Source organism: Streptomyces araujoniae (genome assembly GCF_050871195.1).
In the GTDB taxonomy this organism is placed as follows: domain Bacteria; phylum Actinomycetota; class Actinomycetes; order Streptomycetales; family Streptomycetaceae; genus Streptomyces; species Streptomyces bacillaris.
In genome coordinates this window covers 3011350-3038248 of record NZ_CP194070.1, presented here as the reverse complement: position 1 = coordinate 3038248, position 26899 = coordinate 3011350, and the positions used below count along the sequence as shown (strand labels likewise).

The window sequence follows — 26899 nt, the reverse complement described above, 5'->3', positions numbered from 1 at the left end:
ATATGGAAATTTATATGGGGTGGGGGCCCTGTCCCTGCGCGCCCCCGCCCTCAGGAAGACCTCGGCGGCAGTGGCGGCCGGCGCAGGTCCGGGGCGGTGTCGTACGTGGGCGGGGTCGAGGCCGGGTGGGCGGCGAGGAGGTCGAGGGCGACCCGGACCGCGTCGTCGAGGACGGCGTACCGGCCCTCCGCCCAGTCCAGGGGGGTGCGCAGGGCCTTCACGTCCGGTTCGACGCCGTGGTTCTCCACCGACCAGCCGTATGTGTCGAACCAGGCCGCGTTCATCGGGACCGTGATCACCGTGCCGTCGCCCAGCCGGTGGCGGCCGGTCATGCCGACCACCCCGCCCCACGTCCGCTGGCCCACCACCGGGCCCAGCTTCAGCAGCCGGAACGCGGCGGTGATCATGTCGCCGTCGGAGGAGGTCGCCTCGTCGGCCAGGGCGACGACCGGGCCGCGCGGGGCGTTGGAGGCGTAGCTCACCGCCTGGGCGTTGCGGGTCAGGTCCCAGCCGAGGATCTTCCGGGTGAGCTTCTCCACGACCAGCTCGCTGATGTGGCCGCCCGCGTTGCCCCGTACGTCCACGATCAGCGCCGGGCGCGAGACCTCCAGCCGCAGGTCCCGGTTGAACTGGGCCCAGCCCGAGCCGCCCATGTCCGGGATGTGCAGGTAGCCGCACTTTCCGCCGCTCAACTCCCGTACGACATCACGCCGTTTGGCCACCCAGTCCTGATAGCGGAGAGGGCGCTCGTCCACCAAGGGCATGATCGCCACCCGGCGCGAGGGGCCGCCGCCCGCCGGGGTGAACGTCAGCTCCACCGTCGTGCCGCCCGCCGCCGTCAGCAGGGGGTACGGGCCCGTCACCGGGTCCACCGGGCGGCCGTCCACATGCGTGAGGACCGCGCCCTCGCGGATGCCCGTACCGGCCAGCGGGGAACGGGCCTTGGAGTCCGAGGAGTCGCCGGGGAGGATGCGCTGGACGACCCAGGACCCGTCCCGGCAGACCAGGTTGGCGCCCAGCAGGCCGATCGCCCGCTGGTAGTGCGGCGGGCCCTCGTTGCGGCGGGCGGGGGTGACGTACGCGTGCGAGGTGCCCAGCTCGCCCAGCACCTCGCGCAGCAGATCCGCGAACTCGTCGGGGGAGGACACCCGTTGGACCAGCGGACGGTACTGCTCCAGCACCCCGTCCCAGTCGATGCCGCACATGTCCGGCTCCCAGAAGTAGGAGCGGATGATCCGGCCCGCCTCCCCGTACGCCTGCCGCCACTCCGCCCCCGGGTCCACCTCGTGCAGGATGCGGCGCAGGTCCAGATAGACCGTGGAGTCGCCGTCGCCCGGCTCGGTCGCGGGGACCGCCCGCAGCTCGCCGTCGTCCATCACGACCAGGCGCGAGCAGTCCCCGCTGACCGCGAACCAGTCGAGGTGGTCGACCAGTTCGGTCTTCCGCGCCTTCGCGATGTTGAAGTGCTCCAGGGTGGGGCGGCCCGACATGTCGGCCGGGTTGGCGAAGGTCTCGCCCAGCGCCCCCGAGATCGGCCACCGCAGCCAGACGAGACCGCCGCCGCTCACCGGGTGCAGCGCCGAGTACTTGGAGGCGGAGACCGGGAACGGCGTCACCCGGCTCTCCAGGCCCTCGAACTCGACCATGACCGTGGACCCCTCGCCCGTACCCCCTGCCTCCGGAACGTCTATCGGGTCCAGGCCGCCCGCCGCCGGGCGCCCGTCCGGCGAGAGCGCGAAGGGGGACGGGGTGGCCGAGGAGAGCGGGACCAGATACGGGCGGCAGCCGAGGGGGAAGGAGAGGTCGCCGGTGTGGACGTCGTACACCGGGTCGAAGCCCCGCCAGGAGAGGAACGCCAGATAGCGGCCGTCCTCCGTGAAGACCGGGTTCTCGTCCTCGAAGCGGCCGTTGGTCACGTCCACGATCACCGGGGCGCCGGGGCCGGAGATCCGGGCCAGCTTGATCTGGCGCAGCGAGCGGCCGATCCCCGGGTGCGACCAGGTCAGCCAGGAGCCGTCGGGCGAGAAGGCCAGATCGCGGACCGGGCCGTTGACCGAGCGGATCAGCTCGGTGAGGCCGGGGTGCTCGTCGACGGACGCCGTGATGCTGTCGGGGACGGCTCCGCCCGTGGCCGCGTAGAGGTCGGCGCGGGTGGAGCCGGTACGGGGGCGCTCCCGGATCTCCTCGGTCTCCTCCGTCACCCCGGCCGTCCCGGACCCGTCGGCCGCCCCTGTCGTCGCGACCGCGCCCGTCTCCTCCGGCTCGCCCGTGTCCAGGAGCAGCAGCCTGCCGTCGTTCGACGCGATGGCCAGCCGCTCCCCGTCCGGGTCGGAGACCATCTCCTGGACGCGGCCCAGCTGCCCCGAGGCGAGCCGGCGCGGGGCCCGGTCGCCGCTGGCGCGCGGGAGGTAGCCGATCTCCACCGCGTCCTCGCCGTCCGCGTCGGTGACGTACGCGACCCGGCCCCCGCTCCCCAGCATCTCCGGCAGCCGCACCCGCACCCCGGGGGTGTCGCTGATGGTGCGGGCGGGGCCGTCGCGGTGGGTGAGCCAGTAGAGGCTGCCGCGTACGGTGACGGCGCTGGCCCGGCCCGTCTCGTCGACCGAGAGCGAGTCGACGTTGCTGGCGGCGGGCACCTGGTGGCAGCGGCGGCCGGTGCGCGGCCCGCCGAGCCGTACCTCCAGCTTGCGCGGGGTGGCGTCCGGCGAATCCAGGTCCTCCACCAGCCAGAGGTCGCCCGCGCACTGGTAGACGACCCGGTGGCCGTCGCTGGAGGCGTGCCGGGCGTAGAAGGCGTCGTGGTCGGTGTGGCGGCGCAGGTCCGTGCCGTCGGTCCGGCAGGAGTAGAGGTTGCCGACGCCCTCGTGGTCGGAGAGGAACGCGATCCGGCGGCCCACGAACATCGGGGAGGCGAGGTGCCCGTCGATGTCCGGCAGCAGCCGCTCCCCGTGCAGCCAGAGGCGCCCCATGGCCCCGCCCCGGTAGCGCTTCCAGGCGGCCGGTTCGTGCGGGGGCGTGCCGGTGAGGAGCAGGGTGCGGCGCTCGCCGTCCAGGTCGGCCACGGCGATGTCGGAGACCGGGCCCCAAGGGAGCCGCCCGCCGGGGCTGCCGTCGGTGGGGACGCTGTAGGCCCAGGAGAAGTACGAGAACGGCTGGTTGTGCGAGGAGACGGCGAGGATCTGCGAGGCGTCGGGCGGATCGGGGGTCCAGCCGCAGACCCGGGCGTCGGTCGAGCCCCAGTGGGTGAGCCGGCGGGCCGGGCCGCCGTCGACGGGGGCGAGGTGGATCTCGGGGTCCAGCGTGCGCCAGGTCGTGTAGGCGAGGGAGGTGCCGTCGGGCGAGAAGCGGGGGTGGCTGACCCGGGTCCGGTCGACGGTCACCCGCCAGGCCCGCCCCGGCCGGTGGCCCGCCGGGGCGAGGGGGGCGACCCAGAGATCGTCCTCGGCGGCGAAGCAGAGCATGTCCTGGTGGAGGTGCGGGAACCGGAGATACGCGACGTCGTCACTCACCCCCCAATGCTTTCCGCGCGCAGGGCCCGGGGCAACTTGTGGTGCAGCCCACAAGCGAAACGATTTCGTTTCGCTGGGGGAAGGGGGTACGGTTCTGCTGTACGAAACAGTTTCGTTCGATGGTGAGCGGAACGGACCGGGCGCGGCATAATCCGTGACCGGAACGACGGATACGCGTGAGTGAGCGAAGGAGGTCGGCCCATGGCACGCACCAGGCTGACGCCCGAGCGTGAGGGCGAGCTGTACGAGGCCGTCCTCGATCTGCTCCGCGAGGTCGGCTACGACGCCCTGACCATGGACGCCATCGCCGCCCGCACCCGGTCGAGCAAGGCCACCCTCTACCGCCAGTGGGGCTCCAAGCCCGAGCTGGTCGCCAAGGCGCTCCGGCACAACAAGCCGGGAGACCTCTCCGACATCGACACCGGCTCGCTGCGCGGCGACTTCCACACCGTGCTGAGCCGGACCGACGACTGCCAGATGGAGAAGGACGCCGCGCTGATGCGGGGTCTGAGCCATGCCGTCCACGAGTACCCCGAGCTGCTCCAGGCCCTGCGCGAGCTTCTGATCGAACCGGAGATGAACGGGTTCGACGAGATGCTCCAGCGGGCCGTGGCCCGGGGCGAACTGCGCGCGGACAACCCGGCGCTGAAGTACATCCCGCACATGCTGGTCGGCGCGCTGGCCGCCCGGCAGCTGATCGAGGACCGTCCGGTCGACCGGGCGTTCCTCACCGACTACGTGGACTCCGTGGTGCTCCCCGCCCTCGGCGTCTGACCGCACGCGGCTCCGTGGCGCTCCCCGGCTTCGGAGTCCGACGTCCCCGGTAGGGCCCCTCCCCAGGGTCCCGCCACCGTACGGCCCTCTCCCCGACGCATCACTCGTACCTGACACGCCGCTCTCGTCGTCGGGCCGGCACCTCACGCCCGATTTCCACTCATACGACCTGACCGGGAGTACGCCCCCGTGGCCACTTTCCTCTACAAGCTCGGACGGCTCACCTTCCGCCGCCGCCGCTATGTCGCCCTGATCTGGGTGGCACTGCTGGCGCTCGCCGGATTCGGTGCCGCCTCCGCGTCCACCGCCGCCTCCAGTTCCTTCTCCATCCCCGGTACCGAGGCGCAGCGCGCCTTCGACCTGCTGGAACAGCGCTTCCCCGGCTCCAACGCCGACGGGGCCACCGCCCGGGTCGTCTTCAAGGCGCCCGAGGGCGAGAAGGTGACCGACGCCGAGAACAAGGGCGAGATCACCGGCATCGTCAAGGAGCTCCAGTCCGGCTCCGACCAGGTGGCCGGTGTCGCCGACCCGTTCGAGGCGCAGGCCGTGAGCGAGGACGGTTCGACGGCGTACATCTCGGTCTCCTACAAGGTCAACTCCATGGAGCTGACCGATGAGACCCGGGACGCCCTGGAAGGCGTGGGCAAGGACGCCGAGAGCAGCGGCATGAAGGTGGAGATCGGCGGTGACGCCCTCCAGGTCATGCCGCACACCGGGACCGCCGAGATCATCGGTGTCGCCATCGCCGCCGTCGTCCTGGTCATCACCTTCGGTTCGCTGATCGCCGCCGGGCTGCCGCTGGTCACCGCGCTGGTCGGGGTCGGTATCGGCGTCTCCACGATCACCGCGCTGGCCAGCGTGATGGACCTGGGCTCCACCACCTCGATCCTCGCCATGATGATCGGCCTCGCGGTCGGCATCGACTACGCCCTCTTCATCGTCTCCCGCTACCGCGCGGAGCTGGCCGAGGGCCGGGAGCGCGAGGAAGCCGCCGGGCGGGCGGTCGGCACGGCCGGATCCGCCGTCGTCTTCGCGGGCCTGACCGTGGTCATCGCGCTGGCCGGCCTGGCCGTCGTCAACATCCCGATGCTGACCAAGATGGGTCTCGCCGCCGCCGGTACGGTCTCCATCGCCGTCCTCATCGCGCTCACCCTCGTCCCGGCGGCCCTCGGCTTCGCGGGCAAGCGGATCATGGGCCGCAAGGCGCGCAAGGCCGCCGAGGCGGAGAACAGCCCCGAGGCCAAGCCGAACATGGGCACCCGCTGGGCGCGTTTCGTGCTCCGCAAGCCGGTCTGGGTGATGCTCGTCGGCGTCCTCGGCCTCGGTGTCGTCGCCATCCCGGCGACCTCGCTGGAGATGGGCCTGCCCGACGACGGCGCCCAGCCGAAGTCGACCACGCAGCGCCAGGCGTACGACACGCTCTCCGACGGCTTCGGCCCCGGGTTCAACGGCCCGCTGCTGGTCGTGGTGGACGGCAGCAACAGCTCCGACCCCAAGGCCGCGGCCGACCAGGTCGCCAAGAAGATCGAGTCCCTCGGCGTCGCGGCCGTCGTCCCGCCCGCCTTCAACAAGGCCGGTGACGCCGCGACGATCACGGTCATCCCCAAGGACCGGCCGTCCTCGCACGCCACCGAGGAGGTCGTCCACGACATCCGGGACGCGGGCAAGGACATCAAGGCGGACACCGGGGCCGAGGTCCTGGTCACCGGCGCCACCGCGATGAACATCGACTTCTCGCAGAAGATGAACGACGCGCTGCTGCCCTACCTGGCGCTCGTCGTCGGCCTCGCGTTCCTGCTGCTGATGCTGGTCTTCCGCTCGATCCTGGTCCCGCTGAAGGCGGCCCTCGGCTTCCTGCTCTCGGTCGTCGCGGCCCTCGGCGCGGTCGTCGCGGTCTTCCAGTGGGGCTGGCTCGGCTCGCTCTTCGGTGTCGAGCAGACCGGTCCGATCATGAGCATGATGCCGATCTTCATGATCGGTGTGGTCTTCGGTCTCGCGATGGACTACGAGGTCTTCCTCGTCACCCGGATGCGTGAGGCGTACGTCCACGGCGAGAGCCCCGGCCAGGCCATCGTGACCGGCTTCAAGCACGGCGCACGGGTGGTCACGGCGGCAGCGGTGATCATGATCGCGGTCTTCTCGGGCTTCATCGGCTCCAGCGAGCAGATGGTCAAGATGATCGGCTTCTCGCTCGCGGTCGCGGTCCTCTTCGACGCCTTCGTGGTGCGTATGGCGATCGTGCCGGCCGTCCTGGCCCTGCTGGGCCGGAAGGCCTGGTGGCTGCCGCGCTGGCTGGACCGGGCGCTGCCCAACGTGGACGTGGAGGGCGAGAAGCTGCAGAAGCAGCTGACGGAGGAGCCCGCCGCGTCCGGCTCGGACTCCGACGGCGGGGACGGCCACGGCGGCGAGCGCGAGCTCGTACGCGTCTGATCCCCGGGGCCCTTCACCGGCCCTTCGGACCCCGGGGCCGCGTCTGAGCGGAGCGCGGCCCCGGCAGCGCCGGTTACCTGTGGGGACGGGGGACCGGGGCAGCGGAAAGGCCCCCGTGCGATGAGCACGGGGGCCTTCTCCGTGTGGGGGTGCGCCGGTTTCCTGCTGGTGCTGGTGCCGGCGTCGGTGACGTGTACGCGGGCCGCCTGCGCGCCGGAACGGTGGGCGCCGGATTCCCGCGCGGTGGATTCGGGCGGTGCCGGTGACGTGTACGCCGGACGCCGGACCCCTGCGCGGTGGACTCGGGTGCGTCGGTCTCAACCGCGGGCCGGCTGGGCGCCCTTGGGGTCCGGCTGGGCCTCCTTCGGCCCCGGGCGGGTGCGGGAGGGCCGTTTCTCCGGGCCCCCGCCGGACGACTGCGCGGCGGCTCCCGTCGCCGGGGCCTGGGCGCGAGTGCGGGCCAGGAAGCGGATCAGCGTCCTGATCTCGAACTGGAACACCTCCACCCCGTCCGTCGAGTGCAGTTCCACGATCAGCTGGGTCCGGCCGCAGGGCCAGACGCGGACCGCCCCGCGCTCGATCGGGGTGCGCAGCCCGCGCTCCAGCAGATCGCGGCCGAACGCCCAGTCGGTGCCGTCGGGCAGACCGATGTGGACGGTGCGGGGGTCGTCGGCCGCGTCGTAGCGCAGATCGACGGGGACCGGACGGGTCAGAGGGCCATCGGTGATGAGCCGGGCGCGTGCATGTTCTTCGATCACAGGGGACATGGGCCGGCTCCTCCTATATGTATCGCTCTGCCCTCTAATGTCCCATATTTCACGAATGTGGCACGGTGAGCGTGCGCTCACGTGACGGAGAGTGGCACCCCGGCGGCTGAACGGGATCCTGCTGCCGGGCCTCCGCTCTTGCACAGGGTTCGCAAGAGGGCACTATTATTGATGGGTTCATGACCCCGCCCGCGGAGCCTCGTCCACGCGGACGCGGACACCGTGCGGAACCGCAGGAAGCGGAGCCTCTGTCATGCATGTACCCGATGGATTCATCGATGCACCTGTCTCCGTCGCCGCCGGGGTGTTCGCCGCGGGCGCGGTGGCCGTCAGCCTCCGGGGGGCCCGCCGTGAACTGGACGAGCGCACCGCCCCGCTCGCCGGGCTGGTGGCCGCCTTCATCTTCGCCGTACAGATGCTGAACTTCCCGGTGGCCGCCGGTACCAGCGGCCATCTGATGGGAGGGGCCCTGGCCGCGATCCTGGTCGGGCCCTATACGGCCGTGCTCTGCCTCTCCGTGGTGCTGCTGATGCAGGGCATCTTCTTCGCGGACGGCGGACTCACCGCGCTCGGCGTGAACATCACCGTCATGGGCGTGGTCACCGTCGTGGTGGCGTACGGGGTGTTCCGCCTGCTCACGGGCCTGCTGCCGCGCACGCGCCGGTCCGCGACGGCCTCGGCGTTCGTCGCCGCGCTCGTCTCCGTACCGGCGTCGGCCGCCGCGTTCACGCTGCTCTACTGGATCGGCGGCACCACCGACATCCCGATCGGCAAGGTGTTCACGGCCATGGTCGGCGTGCACGTCCTGATCGGCATCGGGGAGGCGGTGATCACCGCGCTGACGGTGGGCGCGGTCCTCGCCGTCCGCCCCGACCTCGTCCACGGCGTCCGGGGCGCCCGCACCGCCCCCCTCAAGCTCCGGGTCGACGGCGAACTCGTCGACGCCCCGGCCCCCACCCGCGAGCCCGAGCCCGCCACCGCGCACCGCTCCAACCGCGGCTTCCTCATCACCGGCCTGGTCTCGGCCCTCCTCCTCGCCGGCTTCGTCTCCTTCTACGCCTCCGCCAGCCCCGACGGCCTGGAGCGGGTCGCCGCCGACCAGGGCATCGACGAGAAGGCGGAGGAACACGGCGCGGCCGACTCCCCGCTCGCCGACTACGGGGTGGGCGACATCGCGAACGCCCGGCTCTCCGGCGGCCTCGCCGGGGTGATCGGCGTCAGCGCCACGGTGGTCGTGGGCACGGGCGTCTTCTGGGTGGTGCGCCGCCGCCGGGAGGACGAGCGGGGCGGCCCCGCCCGCTCCGACCACGAGAACGTCTGAGGGCCGGGGGCCGGGGCCCGGCGAGGAAGCCGAGCGGCCCGGCCCAGGGGGCGTACGGCCCGACACGGGCGAGCGAGAGGCCCGACTCGGAAGGCCAGCGGCCCGGCCCGGAAGGCGAGCGGCCCGGCCCGGATGAACGAGCCGCCCGACAGCCCGGAACAGTCCGACAGGAAGGGGGCCGGCCATGGCGGCGACGGGCCACGCCCACAAGCTCTACCGGCACGGGGACAGCCCGGTCCACCGGCTGCCCCCGCACTGTAAACTGGCCGCCGTCTTCGGCTTCGTCCTCGTCGTCGTCTCCACCCCGCGCGCGGCGATGTGGGCCTTCGGCCTGTACGCGGCCCTCCTCGCCGCCGTCGCGGCGGTGGCGAGGATCCCGCCCGGCTTCCTCCTGAAGCGTCTGGTCATCGAGGTGCCGTTCGTGGCGTTCGCGCTGCTCATGCCGTTCGTCGTGCCCGGCGAGCAGACGATGGTCCTCGGCGTCTCCGTCAGCGTCCCCGGCCTCTGGGGCGCCTGGAACGTGCTGGCCAAGGCCACCCTGGGCGTCGCCGCCTCGGTCCTCCTCGCCTCCACCACCGAACTGCGCGAGGTCCTGCTCGGCCTCCAGCGGCTGAGGCTGCCGCCGCTGCTGGTCCAGATCGCGTCCTTCATGATCCGGTACGGGGACGTCATCACCGGCGAGATGCGGCGCATGTCCATCGCCCGCCGCTCCCGGGGGTTCGAGGCGCGCGGCGTGCGGCACTGGGGCGTCCTGGCCACCTCGATGGGCGCCCTGTTCATCCGCTCGTACGAACGCGGTGAGCGGGTCCACCTCGCGATGGTGAGCCGGGGGTACGCCGGCACGATGCCGGTGATCGACGAGGTGACGGCGGACCGGACCCAATGGGCGTACGCGGCGACGCTCCCCGCTCTCGCGCTCGTGATCTGTCTGCTGGGATGGACCCTGTGACCTCTTCCTCCGGGCCCCAGGCCCCCGCCCCCTCGCTCGACGTCAGCGGCCTCGCCTACGCCTACCCCGACGGCCACCAGGCCCTCTTCGGCGTCGACCTGACCGTGGGACGCGGCGAACGCGTCGCGGTCCTCGGCCCCAACGGCGCGGGCAAGACCACGCTCGTCCTGCACCTCAACGGCATCCTGGAGGCGGGCTCCGGCACGGTCCGCGTCGCCGGACTCCCGGTGGCGAAGCGGAACCTGGCGGAGATCCGGCGCCGGGTGGGCATCGTCTTCCAGGACCCGGACGACCAGCTCTTCATGCCCACGGTCCGCGAGGACGTCGCCTTCGGCCCGGCCGCCTCCGGGCTGCGCGGCCCCGAACTGGAGGAGCGGGTGGTGCGCGCGCTGGAACAGGTCGGGATGGCGGAGTACGCGGCCCGCCCGCCGCACCACCTCTCCTTCGGCCAGCGCCGCCGCGTCGCCGTGGCGACCGTCCTCGCGATGGAGCCGGAGATCCTCGTCCTGGACGAACCGTCCTCCAACCTGGACCCGGCCTCCCGCCGCGAACTGGCCGACATCCTCCGCTCGTTGGACGTCACCGTGCTGATGGTCACGCACGACCTGCCGTACGCGCTGGAGCTGTGCCCGCGCGCGGTGATCCTCAGCGAGGGGGTGATCGCCGCCGACGGCCGGACGCAGGACCTGCTCTGCGACGAGGAGTTGATGCGCGCGCACCGGCTGGAGCTGCCGTTCGGCTTCGACCCGAGGTCGGTGACGGTTCCGACGCCGTAAACAGCTCGTGACAGTGCGGTGGTGACGGCGACCCGCTCCCCGGGCACCCCGCCGGGCCGTGCACCATGGGGTGATGAGCGGGAGCGCGGGAGCGAGCACGGCGGGTCCGGGAGCGGACATGGGCGGGGACGCGGACGTGGACGTACGGGGCACGGTGGCGCCCGGATTCGAACCGGTCGCGGAGGCCTTCGTCCGCAACTTCGAGCAGCGAGGCGAGCGCGGCGCGGCCGTGGCCGTCTACCGCGACGGGCGCAAGGTCGTGGACCTGTGGGCCGGTACGAGGGACGTGGACGGCACCGAGCCCTGGGCGGTCGACACGGTCCAGATCGTGCGGTCGGCGGGCAAGGGCATCGCCGCCGCCGTCCCCCTCCTGCTCCACCAGCGCGGGCAGGTCGACCTGGACGCCCCGGTCTCCACGTACTGGCCGGAGTTCAAGGCGAACGGCAAGGAACGCGTCCTGGTCCGCGACCTCCTGGCCCACCGGGCGGGCGTCCCCGCCCTGGACCGCCCGCTCACCCCCGCCGAGGCCGCCGACGGGGTCTGTGGACCGGCCGCCGTCGCCGCGCAGCGCCCGCAGTGGGAGCCGGGCACGGACCACGGCTACCACGCCCAGACCTACAGCTGGCTCATCGGCGAACTGGTCCGCCGTGCCACCGGCCGCACCATCGGCCGCTGGATCGCGGAGGAGATCGCGCGCCCGCTGGGCCTGGACTTCTGGTTCGGGCTGCCCGCCGAGGAGGCCCACCGCATCGGCCGCATCGGCCCGGTGGAGCCCCCGGCGCCGGGGGCGGCCTCCGGGGCCCTGCGCGTCCGCCCCAAGCGCTCGGTGGTCGACGCCTACCGCGACCCCGAGTCGCTCACCCGCCGGGCGTTCGGCGCGATCGACCCGCTGCCCGACGAGAACGACGCCGCCTACCGTACGGCGGAACTCCCCGCCTCCAACGGGATCGCGACCGCCCGGGGCCTGGCCCACTGCTACGCGGCGATGATCGGCCCGGTCGACGGCCACCGCCGCCTGTTCGCCCCCGCGACCCTCACGCTGGCCCGCACCGAGGAGTCGGCGGGCCCCGACCGGGTCCTGGTCGTCAGCACCCGGTTCGGCCTCGGCTACATGCTGCACGGCCCGGCGGCCCCGCTGCTGGGCCCCGGCTCGTTCGGCCACCCCGGGCGCGGCGGCTCCCTCGGCTTCGCGGACCCCGAATCCGGCATCGCGTTCGGCTACGTGACCAACGGCCTCCAGAAGGGAGTCACCGCCGACCCCCGTGCCCAGGCATTGGTCAGGGCAGTACGGTCGGCGCTATGACACGACCTCGCTTCGACGGCTACAGCATCCTGATCACCGGCGCCGGCCAGGGTATCGGCGCCGCAACGGCCCACCGCCTGGCGGCGGAAGGCGCCAGAGTCCTCGTCACCGACCTCGACGCGGAGCGTGCCTCCGGCGCGGCGGCGGCGATACGCGAGGCGGGCGGCACCGCCGCGTCCCTGCCCTGCGACGTGGGCGACCGGGCGGCGGTGGAGGCGGCGGTGGCGTACGCCGTCGAGACCTTCGGCGGGCTCGACGTCCTGGTCAACAACGCGTACGCGGCGAGCGAGGACGCCGGACTCTTCGAGGACGAGACGGACGAGGCGTGGGACCGCGACCTGGACATCACCCTCTCCGGCCCCTTCCGCTGCGCCCGCGCCGCCCTGCCCCACCTGGTGGCCTCGGGCCGGGGCGCGATCGTCACCATCGGCTCGGTCAACGGCGAGCAGGACTTCGGCGGTCACGCGTACAGCGCGGCCAAGGCGGGCCTGGCGAGCCTGACCCGTACGCTGGCGGGCCACGCGGGCCCGCGCGGCGTACGGGTCAACCTGGTGGCGCCCGGCACGATCCGCACGGCGGCCTGGTCGGGCCGCGACGCGGAACTCGAACGCGCGGCGGCCCTCTACCCTCTGGGCCGGGTCGGCACCCCCGAGGACATCGCGTCGGCGGTCGCCTTCCTCGCCTCCTCCGACGCCTCGTGGATCACGGGGACGACGCTGCGGGTGGACGGCGGCATCCTGGCGGTGAACACGGGCTTCCGGCGGGCGATGGCGTCCGGGGATTGATTCTCTGGGGCGTCCCGGGAGTAATCCCCTGGCGGGCCGTCACGCCCGCCCCTACCCTCCCCCCATGATCATCACGTACGGCCACACGGACCGCTCGGGCCGCCCGGTCACCCTCCACGAGGTGGACGCGGCCAACTGGCGGGCGGTCGCGGACTGCGCCCCGCACGACGACCAGCGCGCCTGGGTCCCGGCCCTGGCCGCCCGCTACCTCGTCCTGACGGCCCGCGAGGACACCTGGCACTCCCGGGCGGTCCTCGCGGGCGACGAGGTGACCGGCCACATCATGTGGGCCCGGGACGAGGACGGTTCGTACTGGATCGGCGGCATGCTCATCGACGCCGCCCACCAGGGCCGGGGCATCGGCTCCGCCGCCGTACGCACCCTGACCACCTGGCTCACGACCCTGGAGGACTGCCGGGCGGTCCGCCTCTCCTACGCCCCCGCCAACCGGGCCGCCGCCCACCTGTACACCGCACTCGGCTTCCGCCCGACGGGGGCGGAGGAGGACGGGGAGGTGGTGGCGGAGTGGGCGGGGTGAGCGCCCCGGGGTGTGCGGACAGTTCGTGACGCCGGGCGTCCTTCGTAGGGGAGGCTGAGGCACCGGGCCTGCCGGGCTACCGCAGACCGCACCGCCCCGTGCTCGCGGAAAGGTGGCCTGTCCCCTCAGGCGGCGGGCTGTTCGCAGGCGGTCCGGCAGTCGCGGCAGAGGCTGGGGGTGCGCGAGCGGAAGGCGCGTTCGCAGCCTTCGCAGGTCTGCAGGGGGATGACGACGGTACGGGGCCGGGCCGGGGCCAGTTCCTCGGTGCCGGGGAGGGGCGGCGGCAGGAGCACGGTCAGCCGGTGCCTGACGAACTTGGCCGGGTACTTCACCGGCTGCGGGAGGTCGGTGGTGAGGGCCCGGCGGACGGTGTCGGGGTGTGCGTCCCGTTCGAGCCAGGTGGCCGTGACGGGGGCGAGGCGTTCGATGTCGGCCTCGGAGAGCACGAGTTCGGGCGCGTGCCGCCGCAGGTCGGAGAGGAGCGCGACGGCTGACTGTCGGAGCCCGGGGGTCAGCTCGCGGGGTTGCGGGAGCGGCCGGGGCGGGGCTTTGGGCGCGGTCGGGGGCGGTACGAGACGTGGGGCGGGCGGGGCCGGTGGGAAGGGCTCCGCCGGTACGGGCCGGTCGGTTACGGGAGGTGGGGCGGGCGCTTCCCGGGCCTCGGGGGCCGCGAGCGGGACGTGCGGGGTGACCGGGGCGGGGGCGGGGGCTTGAGCCGGGGCATGAACCGGGACCGGGACCGGGGCGGGGACCTGAACCGGGGCTTGAGCCGGGACCGTGACCGGGGCCGCGATCGGGGGTGTATCCCGGGCCGGAGACGGGGTCGCGAGCGGGGCCGTGACCAGGGCCGGCGCCTGTGTCGAGGCTGGGGCCGCACGGGGGTCCGGAACTTGGTGCGGGGGCATCGCCGGACGGGGGCGTAACAGGGCTTCCGGGTGGTTGCAGAAGACCGTGCGGGTGACCATCCGGCCGTTCGGGAGGCGTACGCGGGTGCGGTGCAGGTAGCCGTGGGACTCCAGTTCGCGCAGCGCGGCGGCGATGAGCTTCTCGCCCTCGGGGAAGCGGGCGGCGAGCGCCTTGATGCCGACTTCGGTGCCCTGGGGCAGCGACTGGATGCGTACGGCGAAGCCGACGGCGGCGGTGCTGAGCGCGGCGTTCTGGGCGAGGTGGTTGCCCACGACGGTGAAGCGCTCGGTGTGCGGGAGGGTGATGTGGACGACGCCGGAGGTCGGGAGAGGTCCGGGAACCTCTACCAGGGCGCGCATGAGGGCAGTATTCTGCGGGGTATCCATCGGGAAGCTGCTTTCTTCCTTGGTGGTCAGGCCCTCGTTCGGGATGGCTGTCCCGGCCGGGGGCCGACGTATGTCTGATGTCGGATGTGGTGCTGGCGTGAGCATATGCCTGCCAACCGGCACGAAATCCAGCTCAGTTGGCAAACCTCACCCATGTGGGTGACGGAGCCCGGGGGGGTCGTCAGATGGCTGCCGGGGTGGGTCGGGTGGGGTTGGTTATTTCCCTTGGTTCTTTAGTACTTGACGTCCCGGGTCACCGCGTCGCGGTGGAGCACGATCCGGTGGAGGGTGTTCGCGGTCGACCGGATCGTGCCCGTACACGACCCGGTGGAGGCCGTCACCGTACGAGGTCGATCTCCGCCCACACGGTCTTGCGCGGTACGGGGCCGGGGGCGATGCCCCAGTGGTCGGCCAGGGCCTCCACGATGAGCATGCCGCGCCCGTTCTCCGCGCCGTCGTCCTCGGGCGCCTTCACGGCTCCCGGCCCGGGAGGAACGCTGTCGCCCCGGGTGTCGGTGACCTCGATCCGCAGGGTCTTCTCCCTGACGGTCAGGCTCAGTTGGAAGTCCCGGCCCCGTACCCGGCCGTGCGTGGACGCGTTGGCCGCCAGCTCGGCCACGATGTGCGCCGCCGCCTCCGACGGGAGCCCCCAGGCGTCGAGATGGGCGACGGCCAGCAGCCGGGCGAGGCGGGCGCCCCGGTGGGTGGGGGAGAGCAGGACGGTGAACGTCCGTTTGAAGCTGGCCTGTTGGGTGCGGTGGTTTTCTTCGTTCATGTCACTCAGCGTGGCGGCGTCTGCGTACCGTTCCCAGTGGCAGAGCCCATGCGTACGGTCGCTGTCCAGTGCTTGTCCGGCCTTGTCCCGGCTGTCGGGGGTGACGCCCCGGGAACGTACGCGGTTGAGGAAAGAACGGCACGCACGACGTCGAAGTGGGGCCCGAATGAGCGTGGTTGGCGATGGTACGGAGCGAGGGGATGCCGGGGCGGACGAGCCCGGCTGGGAGGTCGACCCGGACGACGAGTCGGGCGCGGCGGTGGTCGCCGCCGTGGGCCGCCAGATCAAGGCGTGGCGCGAGGCGTCGGGGATGCGGGCGGCGGAGTTCGGGGCCGCGATGGGGTACGGGGAGGACCTCGTCTACAAGGTGGAGGGCGGCCGGCGCATCCCCCGCCCGGAGTTCATGGACGGCGCGGACGTGGTGCTGGGGGCGGCCGGGAAGCTCGCGGCGATGAAGGCGGACATCGCGGAGGTGCGGTACCCGAAGAAGATCCGGGAACTGGCGAAGATGGAGGCCGCGGCGGTGGAGCTGGTGGCCTACAGCAACAGCAGCGTGCACGGTCTGCTGCAGACGGCTGAGTACGCACGCGCACTGTTCGCGATGCGCCAACCCGCTTACCCGCAGGAAGAGATCGAACGGGCGGTGGCCGCACGTCTGGCTCGCCAGGCCATCCTTGAACGGAAGCCCGGCCCGACGCTCGGACTCGTCCTGGAAGAGGTGGTGCTGCGCCGCCCACTCGGAGGCAAGATGGTGTTGCGCCACCAACTCGAACACCTGCTGGCGGTCACCGAATTGCGCAATGTGACAGTCCAAGTGATGCCGATGGACCTCGACGAGCACGCGGGGATCGACGGGGAGATCCAGGTGCTGAAGTTCAAGGACGGAACAGCGGTGGGACGTTCGGACGGGGCGTTCGGCGGGAGGCCGGTCTCGGATCCGAAGCAGGTCCGAATCCTTGATCTGCGGTGTGGCATGATCCGGGCCCAGGCTCTCACCCCTCGGGAGTCGACGGGCTTCATCGAGCGAGTACTGGGAGAGACATGATGCGCAAGCTGCCCGCCGGGGATGCCTCCGAGCTGCGGTGGGTCAAGAGCAGCTACAGCGACAGCAGCAACGGCAGCGAGTGTGTGGAGGTCGCCGCCGTCAGGGACGCCGTCCACGTCCGCGACTCCAAGAACATCCAGGGCCCGCGTCTCACTCTCACCTCCGCCGCTTGGGTCGGCTTCGTTTCGTATGCCGCAGGGCACTGACTCGTCCGGGAGAGCCATGATCAGCGAGGCGTTCGCCGGGGAAGTCTCTGGGCTGCGGTGGTTCAAGAGCAGCTACAGCGACAGCAGTAATCCCAATGACTGCGTCGAGGTCGCGACCTCCCCGGGGACGGTCCACGTCCGCGACTCCAAGAACGTCCACGGCCCCCGCCTCGCCCTCGCCCCCGCCGCCTGGCTCGGCTTTCTCCCGTACGCCGCCGCTGCCGGGAGCTGATCGAGGGCTGATGCGGGCCGCCGCCACTCCTCACCCCTACTGATCGGTACAGGTGAGGGGGCGGGTCTCTGCCCCGGCCGGGAGGGCATCCGCAGTCCGGCGGGCCCTGTGCTCGGCCGCCATCCCCCACTATGCTGCGGGCAACGCGTCGCGAGGCGCGCTGGTGTGCCGGGAAGTCTGGTCGGCGTGGAGGGACAGCCGTCCCTCTGCTTGCCGAGCCCGGAGGGCCGTCCGCCATGGACGTATGTCTGCGCCAGCGCGTGCATTGCCTTGATCTGTCACCGCCGAAGAGGCGTCGGGCCCGTGTCCGCCGGTGACGGCGGTGGAGCCGCCCCGGGAGCGGGCGCCGACGTGGCCCGGGTACGCGGAAGTGCTCGGCCGGGCCGCGGCCACGGGCCGGGGCCCCGACGGGACGGAGCTGGAGCGGCTCAGGTCCTTCGGGGAACAGGTCGCTGCCGAGGGAACCACCCTGCGGGGACTCGTCGTGCACCACCTCTCCCGGGCCCGGGAGACCTGGCCCGCCGGAACGGCGGAGGACGACCGGGTGCTCGTCGCCGTACAGCTGTCCGTCGAGGCGCTCTGCGAGGGGTACGAACGGGCCCAGCGGCTCGCCGTGCGGCAGCAGGAATCGGCGCGACGGGAGTTCGTCGACGATCTGCTGGACGGGCGGGGCGACCCGGTGCGTCTGCCGGAACGTGCGGAGCGCTTCGGGCTGCGTCTGTCCCATGCCCACGCCCATGCCGTCGCCACGGCCGAGGGGCCCACCCCCTATGCCGAGGGCGACTCCGTGCCCCGTCGGGTGGAGCGGGCCGTGACCGGGCGCTTCGGGGAGCGGCACGTCCTCCTGACGACCAAGGGCGGCCGGATGGTCTGCGTCGCGCCCGGGGGCGAGCGCCAGGTCCTCAGGTACTTCGCCCAGCGGGCCCACGCGGCGGCCGGTGGCGGGCGGGTCGCTGTCGGGCGGCCGCACGCCGGGGCGGGCGGTGTCGCCCGCTCGTACGAGGAGGCGCTCCAGATCCTGGATCTGGCGGAGCGGTTCGGACTGGAGGGCCCGGTGCTCCACACGGCGGACCTGCTCGTCTATCCCGTACTGACGCGGGACCGTCAGGCCATGGCGGAGCTGGTCCAGGCCACTCTGGGGCCGCTCCTGGAGGCGCGTGGCGGTCCGGAACCGTACCTGGAGACCCTCACCGCTTACTTCGACGCCGGCTGTGTCACCACCCGGGCCGCCCGGCGGCTCTCCCTGAGCGTCCGCGCACTGACGTACCGGCTGCGGCGTATCCACCAGCTCACCGGTTCGGACCCGACCGACCCCCGGCAGCGCTATCCCCTGCAGACCGCCGTCATAGGAACCCGGCTCCTCAGCCGGCCCGACAGGGCGGAGCACGTCCCTTAGTTGTCCGATAGACGGACTCTCCGCTCCGGTCAACGGCGGTGTCACTTTTTCAGTCAATTCGCCCCTAACTTCCATAAATGTGAAGCTCGTCACTAAAGATCCGGTAAAGACCGTGGTACAAATGCCCAACTTCGCAGCAGGAAGTGGTCGTCGGCCGGAGTGCCGAAACCGATCCGGCAGCAGGCCAGGGCGATCGTCGGCGTAGTCCGCACCGCGCCGCACGCCCGGACCGCCAGCCGGACGACGCCGTCGTCCGGCCGGGAGAAGCGCCCCCCACACGTTCCCCAACGTCCGCAAACGTCCCCCACCGCGCAGCGACCGGCGAGGCACTCCGCTGTCCGCCGCTCGCGCGTCATCGAGGTAGCCAACGTGTCACTCGACTCCATCACGCAGAACATCGACGAATCCGTCAGCGGGTTCTTCGAGCCCATAGCCGGCTGGCTGGGCGACATCGTCTTCTACTCCGTCACCATCGCCGGGGCGGACGTACCGCTCATCGTCACCTGGCTGGGGCTGGCGGGCCTCGTCTTCACCGGCTGGTTCGGCTTCGTGCAGGTGCGGAAGTTCCGGCTCGCCGTGGACGTGGTCCGGGGCAAGTACGACGACAAGGACTCCGCCGGAGAGGTCAACCACTTCCAGGCGCTGACCGCCGCCGTCTCCGGCACGGTGGGTCTCGGGAACATCGCGGGCGTGGCCGTCGCCGTCTCCATCGGCGGCGCCGGGGCCACGTTCTGGATGATCCTCTGCGGCCTGCTCGGCATGGCCACCAAGTTCGTCGAGGTCACCCTCGGTGTGAAGTACCGCGAGGTCCACGCCGACGGCACCGTCTCCGGTGGACCGATGCACTACCTGCCCAAGGGCCTGGCCGAACGCTTCGGGAAGAACGGCAAGAGCCTCGGCAAGGTCCTCGCCGTCCTCGCCTCGATCATGATCCTGTTCTTCGGGCTCTTCGGCGGCAACCTCTTCCAGGTCAACCAGTCCTACGCCCAGCTCGTCTCCGTCACCGGTGGCGAGGACGGGATGATGGGCTCCTCCGGCGGGGCGCTCTTCTTCGGCATCCTCGTCGCCGCGCTCGTCGGCATCGTGCTGCTCGGCGGCATCCGTTCCATCGCAGCCGTGACCAGCCGGCTGGTTCCCGCGATGGCGGGCATCTACATCGTCGCCTGTCTCGTCGTCATCCTCGTCAACGTCACCGCCGTGCCCGCCGCGATCGGCACGATCATCGAGGGCGCGTTCAACCCCGAGGGCGTCGCGGGCGGCATCCTCGGCGCGCTGATCATCGGCTTCCGGCGCGCCGCGTTCTCGAACGAGGCCGGTATCGGCTCGGCCCCCATCGCCCACTCGGCGGTCAAGACCAAGCACCCCGCCAGCGAGGGCCTGGTCGCGTTGCTGGAGCCGTTCATCGACACCGTCATCATCTGCACCATGACCGCGCTGACGATCGTCATCGCCAACCCGGCCAGCTGGGGCGAGGCCCGCGACGGCGAGTCCATCGGCGGCGTGACGATCACCTCGGACGCCTTCGCCACCGTGCTGCCCTGGTTCCCGTACATCCTGACCGTCGCGGTCATGCTCTTCGCGATCTCCACGGTGCTGACCTGGGGCTACTACGGCCTCAAGTCCTGGACGTACCTCTTCGGCCGCAGCCGCACGAGCGAGACCATCTACAAGATCACCTACACGCTCTTCGCGGTCGCCGGGTCCCTGCTCACCCTGCAGACCCTCATCGACCTGGCCGACGCGGTCCTCTTCACCCTGGCCGTCATCAACATCATCGGCCTGTACCTCCTGGCTCCGGTGGTCAAGCGGGAGCTGAACAACTTCCTGGAGTACGTGCGGGTCCGGAAGGTCGGCGGAACGGACGGGGGAGGAGACGGCGGGGACAAGGACGACGAGTCGGCCAAGGCCGCGGTCTGACCGAGTCCCGGGCGTCCGACGCGGTTGAGTGCGTGACCTGATCGCCGCCCCGGCTCCCGGAGGCCCCGACCCTCTCCATGAGGGGGCCGGGGCCTTCGCCGTATCCGGTCCGCGCCCGCCGGCCGTGCTGCGGGAGCGGACGGCGAGCCCCGGTGGCCCCCGAGTGGGCGGCACCGAGAGCGTGAGGCGTCAACTCGTGTGCAGCATCAGCCCGATGCCCACCACCATCAGCCCCGCCGCCGCGATCCTCGGGGCGCCGAAGCGCTCCTTGAAGAACAGGGTGCCGATCGCCGCGCCCACGATGATCGACGACTCGCGCAGTGCCGCGATCGGGGCCAGCGGGGCGCGGGTCTGGGCCCAGAGGACCAGGCCGTACGCGAGGACGGAGAGGGCCGCGCCGAGGAGGCCGCGTACGGCGAACGGGCGGAGCTGGGCAACCAGTCCGGAGCGGCGGCGGTAGTAGGCGTAGGCCGGGATCGCCAGGCCCTCCAGGATCATCAGCCAGGCGACGTAACCGAGCGGGGTGCCGGAGGCCCGTACGCCGACGCCGTCCACCGTCGTGTAGCCCGCGATGGCCAGGCCCGTGCCGAGCGCCGCCACGACGGCGGGCCAGTGGGGGCGGGTGCCGGAGCCGCGGATGCCCCAGAGGGCCAGGCCGACCAGGCCGGCGGAGGCGACCGCGACGCCCGTCGCCGCCCAGGCGTCCGGGCGTTCGCCGACGAAGACCGCCGCCAGGACGGTCACCACCAGCGGGGCCGTCCCCCGGGCGATCGGGTACATCTGGCCGAAGTCCCCGAGCGTGAACGACCGCATCAGCAGCAGCATGTACGCCACGTGCAGCGCGGCCGAGGCGCCGAGGTACGGCCATGCCCCGGCCGCCGGGAACGGGGCGAAGAAGGCCATCGCCGCGCCGATCAGCAGGCCGCCGCCGGAGATCAGCGTGAAGGAGAGCAGCTGGTCCTTGATGGCGTGGGCGATGGCGTTCCAACTGGCGTGCGTGATCGCGGCTATGAGGACCGCCAGGGCGACCAGCGGGGTCACTTGGCGGGCTCGCGCACATCCACCACCGTCGCGCCCGCGTGGGCGATCAGCGTCTTGGGGTCGAGCGGGAAGACCGTGTGCGGGGTGCCCGCCGCCGCCCACACCACGGCGTGGTCCAGGAGGCGGCGGTCCGCCAGGACGCGGGTCTTCGTCGCGTGGCCGAAGGGGGGTACGCCTCCGATCGCGTAGCCGGTCGTCTCCCGGACCAGGGCCGCGTCCGCCCGCCCGACCTTCCGCGCGCCGAGTTCACGCCGTACCAGCTCGACGTCCACCCGCGACGAGCCGTCCATCAGGACCAGCACGGGGACGTCGTCCGCCGTGAAGACCAGGGACTTGACGATCTCGCTCAGCTCGCAGCCGACCGCCGCCGCGGCCTCGGCCGCCGTACGGGTCGCGTCGGGGAAGCGGCGCACCTCCACCTGGAGGCCCAGTCCTGCCAGGGCCTCGGCGAAGCGGGGGTGGGCGGGGGAGGCCTCCGCGGGTGTGGGTGCGGGCGCGGGCGCGGCGGGAGTGGCCTCGGCGGCGGTGGTTTCGGCGGGCTCGGGTGTGCTCATGGCTGCACGCTAGCGGTCGGTGTAGGGGGCATGCGAGGGGGTTGCGGGGGAGCGGCCGCCGGGGGTGGGGAGTTGGGCGGGGTCCATGGCGGGGTGAAATCGCTCATGGGGTGAAGAGGTGTGATATGTGGCGAAGTGTGTGAGACATGCCATAGGTGAGATGTACCTTTTGAGCGCTTTACTGATCTTCGGTCTGTGAATTTATGTCTACTTTATTCCCTCCTGAGATTTTCCTTAACTGGGAGGGGATATTGGTGAAGAAGCGTCATACGTCCAGACGTGGCCGGGCACTCACCGCCTGCGCCGTGCTGGCCGGTCTGCTCGCGTTGGAGGTGGCGATACCCGGGGCGACGGTCACCGCGACCGCCGCGCCCGGAACACCGGCCGCCGCACCCGTGGCGGGGACCGGAGCCACATCGGCGACCCTGGCCGCGCGCCTGGAAGGCGAGCGCGTCGAAGTCCTCGACGAGCGCACCGAGACGCGGACCGTGTGGGCCAACCCGGACGGCACGTTCACCGAGGACCGGTCCGCCGGGCCCGTACGGTTCCGGAACGCCGACGGGTCCTGGACCGACGTCGACATCGACCTGGCCGCCGCACCCGGCGGGAAGGTCGTGGCCAAGGCGCACCCGCTCGGCCTGACGCTCGCCGGAGCCACCCCCGTACGCAAGGACACGGCGGCCACGCGTCGCCTGCGGGCGGCCGAACCCGTCGCCGCCGCGACCCCGCTGGTCTCCCTGACGAACGACCAGGGGCAGCGCGTGGAGCTCGGCTGGCGCGGTGCGCTGCCCGCCCCGCGCATCGACGGCACGCGGGCGACCTATCCGTCCGCCCTGCCCCACGCCGACCTCGTCGTGGACGCCACCAGGACCGGGTTCGAGCAGTTCCTGACGCTCCGCTCGAAGCGTGCCGTCTCCGAGGCGGGCACCCTGCGGATGACGCTCACCGCGAAGGGGCTGACCGCGCGCACCGCGCCCGGCGGCGGACTGGCCTTCACCGACAACGCGACCGGGAAGCCCGTGGGGACCCTGCCCGCGCCCGTCATGTGGGACGCCCGCACGGACGAGCGCTCCGGCGACCACACGCACCGGGCGCCCGTCGCCATGGCGTTCGACCAGCACGGCGACGACATCGACCTGACGCTCACCCCCGACGCGGCCTTCCTCGCCGCCCCGGACACCGTCTTCCCCGTCACGGTCGACCCGTCCGTCAACCTGCTGACCACGTTCACCACCTTCGTCCAGGACGGCTACACCACCGACCAGTCCACCGCCAAGGAGCTGAAGCTCGGCAACAACGGCTCCGGCCAGGTGGCCCGTTCCTTCCTCCGCTTCACCAACAGGCCGGTGAAGAAGCAGGAGATCAAGGCCGCCACACTGAAGCTGTGGAACCACCACGCGTGGTCCTGCTCGGCCCGTGCCTGGGAGGTGTGGGACACCGGCAACCCCGGTACGGCCAGCCGCTGGACCGCCCAGCCCAAGTGGAACCGGCTCTGGGCCACCTCCACCGCCACCAAGGGCGGCACCGGCTGCGCGGGCGGCTGGGTGAGCGCGGACGTCAAGGCGCTGACGCAGGCCTGGGCCGACAACCCCAACCCCGAGAACTCCCTCGGCATCCGGGCCGCCGACGAGAAGGACCCGTACGGCTGGAAGCGGTTCAACTCCCGCAACGCCGCGAGCAACGTGCCCGTGCTCTCGGTGACGTACAACAGCCTGCCGGACACCCCGGCCGCCGTGGCCCTCACGCCCTCCGCCCACAACTCCCTCAACAAGCGGACGTACGCCACCTCCGTCACCCCCACCTTCTCCGCCAAGGTCGCCGACCCCGACGGCGGCACGGTGAAGGCGCAGTTCGAGGTGAGCGCCGACCCCGCCTTCAACGACGCGGGCGGCTACAGCTGGACCGGCACGAGCGGTGGCGTCGCCTCCGGCGGTACGGCCAAGCTGGCGCTCCCGGCGGACAAGAAGCTCGGCCCCCACGGATACCGGCTCCGCGCCCGCTCCCACGACGGTTCCGCCTACGGTCCCTGGAGCGGCTACGTCCCCTTCCGGGTCAACACCGCCAAGCCCGCCGCCCCCGCCGTGACCTGCGAAGGCCACCCCGAGGAGCAGTGGAAGGACACGGCGGCAGGCGCCATGACCTGCACCCTGGCCACCACCTCCACCGACGGGCGGGGCTTCCTCTGGGGCCTTGACGACCCGACGACACCGAAGGCGGTCAACGACCCCGCGGGCACCGGCGGCAAGCCGCAGACCGTGAAGTTCACCGCCGGCAAGGGCTGGCACACCCTGCACGCCCGCACCGTCGACTCGGCGGGCCTGCTCTCCGGCACCACCGCGTTCCGGTTCGGCATGGGCCCCGAGCCCGTGGAGGTTCCGGTTCCCGATGTCCCGGTCGCCCTGCAGGAAGGGGCCACGGACACGGCCACCCCGCTGCTCTCGGGTGTGGTGACCTCCGGCGACCAGGAGCGGGTGCGCGGCGAGTTCGCGCTGTTCGACGCCGCCGGAAAGGCGCTGTCCGGAGTGACGCTTCCCACCGCCGGAGCCGACAGCGGCAGCCGGGTGGCCACCGCGGTCCCCGAAGGCACGCTCACCGCGGGCACCCGCTACCAGTGGGCCATGCGCGGCTGCGGAGCCGAGGCGTGCTTTGCCTGGACGGTCAGGCGGTCCTTCACCGCGCAGAAGCCCGGAACCGAGAGGACACCGCCCACCCGGACCGTCGAGATCACCGGCAGCGCGCTCCAGGACGCCACCGTGCCCGTCGGCGCCCAGGACTGCGGCGGCGCACCCTGCGCCCCCGTCCAGGACGGGCTGCTGAAGGTCGGCACCCCGGACTCCACCGCCTGGCGCACCTGGTTCCGGGCCGACCTCTCGGCCGTCCCGGCCGGCGCCCGGATCACCGACGCGCGACTGCGTCTGCACCGCGCGGACTGCCCGGCCGGGGAGCCGGAGGAGGGCTGCGAGGAGCCCGCGGCCACGCTGCGCGAACTCGTCGACCCGTGGTCGCCGGCCGGGACCGGCGAGGAGCTGGCGGCCGCCGCGAGCGACGAGGCGTACGAGGCGGACGACGAACTGCCCGCCCCTCTCGGCGATCTCAACCTCGGATACCTCGTCGCCGACTGGCTCCAGCAGGGCGAGAACCACGGGGTGAGCCTCCAGCTCGGCGACGAGAAGACCGCCGCCGCCGGTGTGGCCTACCACTCCGCCCGAGCCGCGAACCCCGCCGACCGCCCGAAGCTCGTCGTCAGCTACGTCCCGGCTGCCGCCCCGGGCGCCCCGGAGAACGTCAAGGCGGTCCCGGCCGACGCCGGCCTCCTGGCGACATGGAACGCCCCGGCGGACCCCGGCAGCGTCCCGGCGGATCCCGGTGCGGAGGCCGAAGCGCTGACGTACACGGTGGTCGTCCGCAAGGGCGCCGCCGAGGTCGCCCGCACCACGACCGAGGAGACCCGGGCCCTGTTCCCCGGTCTGGCCAACGGCGCCGACCACACGGTCCAGGTCACCGCCCGGTCCGCGTACGGAACCTCCGACGCGGCCCTGTCGGACGCGGTGAAGCCCGCCGCCGTCCCCGACGCGGCCCGGTACGTCCAGGCGGTGCGCGACTACGCCGCGGCCCGCGCGGCCGTGCTCCAGGGCAGGCACACCACGGCGGACAAGGCCGCCGCTGCCTCCCCGCACGGGGCGATGTTCCGCGACCTGCTCGCCGAGCAGGTGCCCGAACTGAACCGCAGGCGCGAGGCGTACGCCCGTCACGACCGCCACTACTCCTCCGTCGTCAGCGCGTTCGACGACGTACTGACCGGGGCGGGTCCCGGCGGTGACGTCGTCGTCCGCGGCCGGCTCCAGGAGCGTACGGTCCTCACCCACAAGGACGGCACCGAGGAGCCGGAGGAGGGCGAGCTGCCCGGCCGGTTCGTCTTCACCGGCGGTGTCCTGCGCATGGAGGCCGACGACGCGGACGTGGAGGTGACCCTGCCCGCCACCGCCGCCGCGGCCGGAGCCGTCAACCTGGCGCCGCCCGCCGAGGACAGCCTCGACGAGGTGGCCGAGGGGGAGCAGGAGAGCCTGCCGATCCAGCTGGACGCCGACGGGATGCTGGCCGACGAGCCCGACCCGTTCGGTGGCCTGGCCCTCCGGGCGGCCGCGCCCAACGGCAGCGGGACCGCGACCTGGGCCAAGCGCAACGTCAAGATCAAGCGCGAGTACCGCAACGACTGCACCAACTTCGTCTCCAAGGCCGCCTACCACGGAGGCAAGATGAAGCAGCGCAAGGGCGGCAGGAAGAACCCGTCACGGTGGTTCCGCAACCGCATCGGCCCCAAGCTTCTCGACAGCTACACCTGGGCCGGCGCGACCAACTTCCGCAACCACCTCAAGGACTACCGGGGAGGGCGGGAGATCTCCCGGTACGACGCCAAGCCGGGCGATGTCATCTTCGCGTTCTACCGTAGTGACAAGCGCTGGGACCACGCGGGCATCATCACGGCCCGGAACAAGGGCAACGTCAACATCAGCCAGCACGGCGGCCGTGGCAAGGACCACACCACGCTCAACAACTGGCTGAAGAACAAGGACATCACCGCCGTGAGCATCATCCGTCCGGGGAGGCGCAGTTGAGGAACGTACGCGCAGTGGCCGCGGCGCTGGCCGCCGTGCTGGCGCTCGGCGGATGCGGGGTCTTCGACACCGACAAGACACCGCAGCGGGCGAAGGACGGCATCACCGGGCTCCAGCTGAGCGTCACCGGGATGCCGACCCCCGGCTCGCTCTCCGCCGTCGAGCACGTCCTCGCCCGGATCCAGTCGCGCGACGCGGACGGACTCGCGGAGCTGGCGGAGGGCGGCGACAGGAACGGCGGCACGGTGAAGGAGACGGCCCGCTCCTGGGTGAAGACCTGGGGCGACGCGGCCCAGAAGCCCATGACCGCCGACTTCAGCGAACCTGACCGGTCCGTCTCGGTCGAGGTCACCTTCGAGGGCGGACCGGGCACGCTGTCCATGACCCTGCGCGGCAAGGGGGACGACAACGAGGACGCGTACGGGGTCGTCCTGGACGAGGGGAAGTAGGCGATACCGGCACGGAGCGGCGCCCCGGTCCACCCGAACCTCCGGGTGGACCGGGGCGCCGTCGTGCGTGGCGTGCGTGACGGGGCGCTGTCGTACGGGGTGGGGTGGCCGGCCGTACGTTGCCCGGCCCGGGCGCGGGGTGGGCCTGGTGGCCCGGTGGCGAGGGGCCGCTGGAGTCGGCCCGGTTCGAGCACGCGGTCCAGGTGCCCGGTCCGGCGACGCCG

General features: G+C 72.3%; 21 protein-coding genes. 15 read left to right on the top strand and 6 right to left on the bottom strand.

The window, feature by feature from the left end; translation table 11 throughout:
* Positions 1–50: 50 nt before the first annotated feature.
* On the bottom strand, positions 51–3509 hold the full coding sequence (locus ACQ9ZG_RS12820) for a S41 family peptidase (protein ID WP_109914443.1): 3459 nt from the start codon (positions 3507–3509) through the stop codon (positions 51–53).
* A gap of 201 nt (positions 3510–3710) precedes the next feature.
* On the opposite strand from ACQ9ZG_RS12820, the gene ACQ9ZG_RS12815 reads away from it, so the two are divergent.
* Together ACQ9ZG_RS12815 and ACQ9ZG_RS12810 are read left to right on the top strand one after the other, a co-directional pair.
* Positions 3711–4283 (top strand): TetR/AcrR family transcriptional regulator, encoded by a 573-nt coding sequence (locus ACQ9ZG_RS12815; RefSeq protein ID WP_018492713.1) that lies wholly within the window; start codon positions 3711–3713, stop codon positions 4281–4283.
* 189 nt (positions 4284–4472) lie between these two features.
* Entirely contained in the window at positions 4473–6713 is a 2241-nt protein-coding gene (locus ACQ9ZG_RS12810) for an MMPL family transporter (protein ID WP_109914442.1), read from the top strand.
* Positions 6714–7030: 317 nt separating this feature from the next.
* Here ACQ9ZG_RS12810 and ACQ9ZG_RS12805 read toward each other — a convergent pair whose 3' ends face one another.
* The gene (locus ACQ9ZG_RS12805) at positions 7031–7480 is read right to left on the bottom strand and encodes an SsgA family sporulation/cell division regulator (RefSeq protein WP_109914441.1); all 450 of its coding nucleotides are present in this window, start codon (positions 7478–7480) and stop codon (positions 7031–7033) included.
* Positions 7481–7733: 253 nt separating this feature from the next.
* Here ACQ9ZG_RS12805 and ACQ9ZG_RS12800 point away from each other — a divergent pair, with 253 nt between their 5' ends.
* The 6 genes from ACQ9ZG_RS12800 to ACQ9ZG_RS12775 all read left to right on the top strand — a co-directional run bounded on the left by ACQ9ZG_RS12800 (position 7734) and on the right by ACQ9ZG_RS12775 (position 13152).
* Entirely contained in the window at positions 7734–8801 is a 1068-nt protein-coding gene (locus ACQ9ZG_RS12800; protein WP_109914440.1) for an energy-coupling factor ABC transporter permease, read from the top strand.
* A gap of 184 nt (positions 8802–8985) precedes the next feature.
* Positions 8986–9750: a cobalt ECF transporter T component CbiQ gene (cbiQ, locus tag ACQ9ZG_RS12795; RefSeq protein ID WP_109917537.1), complete on the top strand. Its 765-nt coding sequence runs from the start codon at positions 8986–8988 to the stop codon at positions 9748–9750.
* Complete coding sequence (locus tag ACQ9ZG_RS12790) at positions 9738–10526, top strand: energy-coupling factor ABC transporter ATP-binding protein (protein WP_109917536.1); 789 nt, start codon at positions 9738–9740, stop codon at positions 10524–10526. The genes cbiQ and ACQ9ZG_RS12790 overlap by 13 nt, the downstream gene beginning before the upstream one ends.
* A 136-nt stretch (positions 10527–10662) precedes the next feature.
* Positions 10663–11829 (top strand): serine hydrolase domain-containing protein, encoded by a 1167-nt coding sequence (locus ACQ9ZG_RS12785; RefSeq protein WP_084997135.1) that lies wholly within the window; start codon positions 10663–10665, stop codon positions 11827–11829.
* Positions 11826–12614, top strand: a complete 789-nt coding sequence (locus tag ACQ9ZG_RS12780; RefSeq protein WP_109914889.1) for an SDR family NAD(P)-dependent oxidoreductase — start codon at positions 11826–11828, stop codon at positions 12612–12614. Before ACQ9ZG_RS12785 ends, ACQ9ZG_RS12780 begins: the two co-directional genes overlap by 4 nt.
* Positions 12615–12678: 64 nt before the next feature.
* Entirely contained in the window at positions 12679–13152 is a 474-nt protein-coding gene (locus ACQ9ZG_RS12775; RefSeq protein WP_109914888.1) for a GNAT family N-acetyltransferase, read from the top strand.
* Positions 13153–13277: 125 nt separating this feature from the next.
* Here ACQ9ZG_RS12775 and ACQ9ZG_RS12770 read toward each other — a convergent pair whose 3' ends face one another.
* Complete coding sequence (locus ACQ9ZG_RS12770; RefSeq protein ID WP_109914887.1) at positions 13278–14444, bottom strand: hypothetical protein; 1167 nt, start codon at positions 14442–14444, stop codon at positions 13278–13280.
* A 337-nt stretch (positions 14445–14781) separates the two neighbouring features.
* Entirely contained in the window at positions 14782–15219 is a 438-nt protein-coding gene (locus ACQ9ZG_RS12765; RefSeq protein ID WP_109914886.1) for an ATP-binding protein, read from the bottom strand.
* Between the two features lie 166 nt (positions 15220–15385).
* On the opposite strand from ACQ9ZG_RS12765, the gene ACQ9ZG_RS12760 reads away from it, so the two are divergent.
* From ACQ9ZG_RS12760 to ACQ9ZG_RS12740, 5 genes are all read left to right on the top strand, one after another.
* Positions 15386–16264 carry a helix-turn-helix domain-containing protein gene (locus tag ACQ9ZG_RS12760; protein ID WP_109914885.1) on the top strand — a complete coding sequence of 293 codons (879 nt, stop codon included), beginning with the start codon at positions 15386–15388 and terminating at the stop codon, positions 16262–16264.
* Positions 16264–16470, top strand: a complete 207-nt coding sequence (locus tag ACQ9ZG_RS12755) for a DUF397 domain-containing protein (protein WP_109914884.1) — start codon at positions 16264–16266, stop codon at positions 16468–16470. The genes ACQ9ZG_RS12760 and ACQ9ZG_RS12755 overlap by 1 nt, the downstream gene beginning before the upstream one ends.
* 16 nt (positions 16471–16486) lie before the next feature.
* The gene (locus tag ACQ9ZG_RS12750; RefSeq protein ID WP_109914883.1) at positions 16487–16702 is read left to right on the top strand and encodes a DUF397 domain-containing protein; all 216 of its coding nucleotides are present in this window, start codon (positions 16487–16489) and stop codon (positions 16700–16702) included.
* A 313-nt stretch (positions 16703–17015) separates the two neighbouring features.
* Entirely contained in the window at positions 17016–18098 is a 1083-nt protein-coding gene (locus tag ACQ9ZG_RS12745) for a PucR family transcriptional regulator (protein ID WP_109914882.1), read from the top strand.
* A gap of 369 nt (positions 18099–18467) precedes the next feature.
* Positions 18468–20015 (top strand): alanine/glycine:cation symporter family protein, encoded by a 1548-nt coding sequence (locus ACQ9ZG_RS12740; protein ID WP_109914881.1) that lies wholly within the window; start codon positions 18468–18470, stop codon positions 20013–20015.
* 189 nt (positions 20016–20204) lie between these two features.
* On the opposite strand, the gene ACQ9ZG_RS12735 is transcribed toward ACQ9ZG_RS12740, so the two are convergent.
* The gene (locus ACQ9ZG_RS12735; RefSeq protein ID WP_499280510.1) at positions 20205–21056 is read right to left on the bottom strand and encodes an EamA family transporter; all 852 of its coding nucleotides are present in this window, start codon (positions 21054–21056) and stop codon (positions 20205–20207) included.
* A complete protein-coding gene (locus ACQ9ZG_RS12730) occupies positions 21053–21610 on the bottom strand; it encodes a YbaK/EbsC family protein (protein ID WP_109916829.1) in 558 nt (185 codons plus the stop codon). The genes ACQ9ZG_RS12735 and ACQ9ZG_RS12730 overlap by 4 nt, the downstream gene beginning before the upstream one ends.
* A 254-nt stretch (positions 21611–21864) precedes the next feature.
* On the opposite strand from ACQ9ZG_RS12730, the gene ACQ9ZG_RS12725 reads away from it, so the two are divergent.
* On the top strand, positions 21865–26226 hold the full coding sequence (locus ACQ9ZG_RS12725) for a DNRLRE domain-containing protein (protein ID WP_499280509.1): 4362 nt from the start codon (positions 21865–21867) through the stop codon (positions 26224–26226).
* Positions 26223–26675 (top strand): hypothetical protein, encoded by a 453-nt coding sequence (locus ACQ9ZG_RS12720; protein WP_136015436.1) that lies wholly within the window; start codon positions 26223–26225, stop codon positions 26673–26675. Before ACQ9ZG_RS12725 ends, ACQ9ZG_RS12720 begins: the two co-directional genes overlap by 4 nt.
* Positions 26676–26899 lie beyond the last annotated feature (224 nt).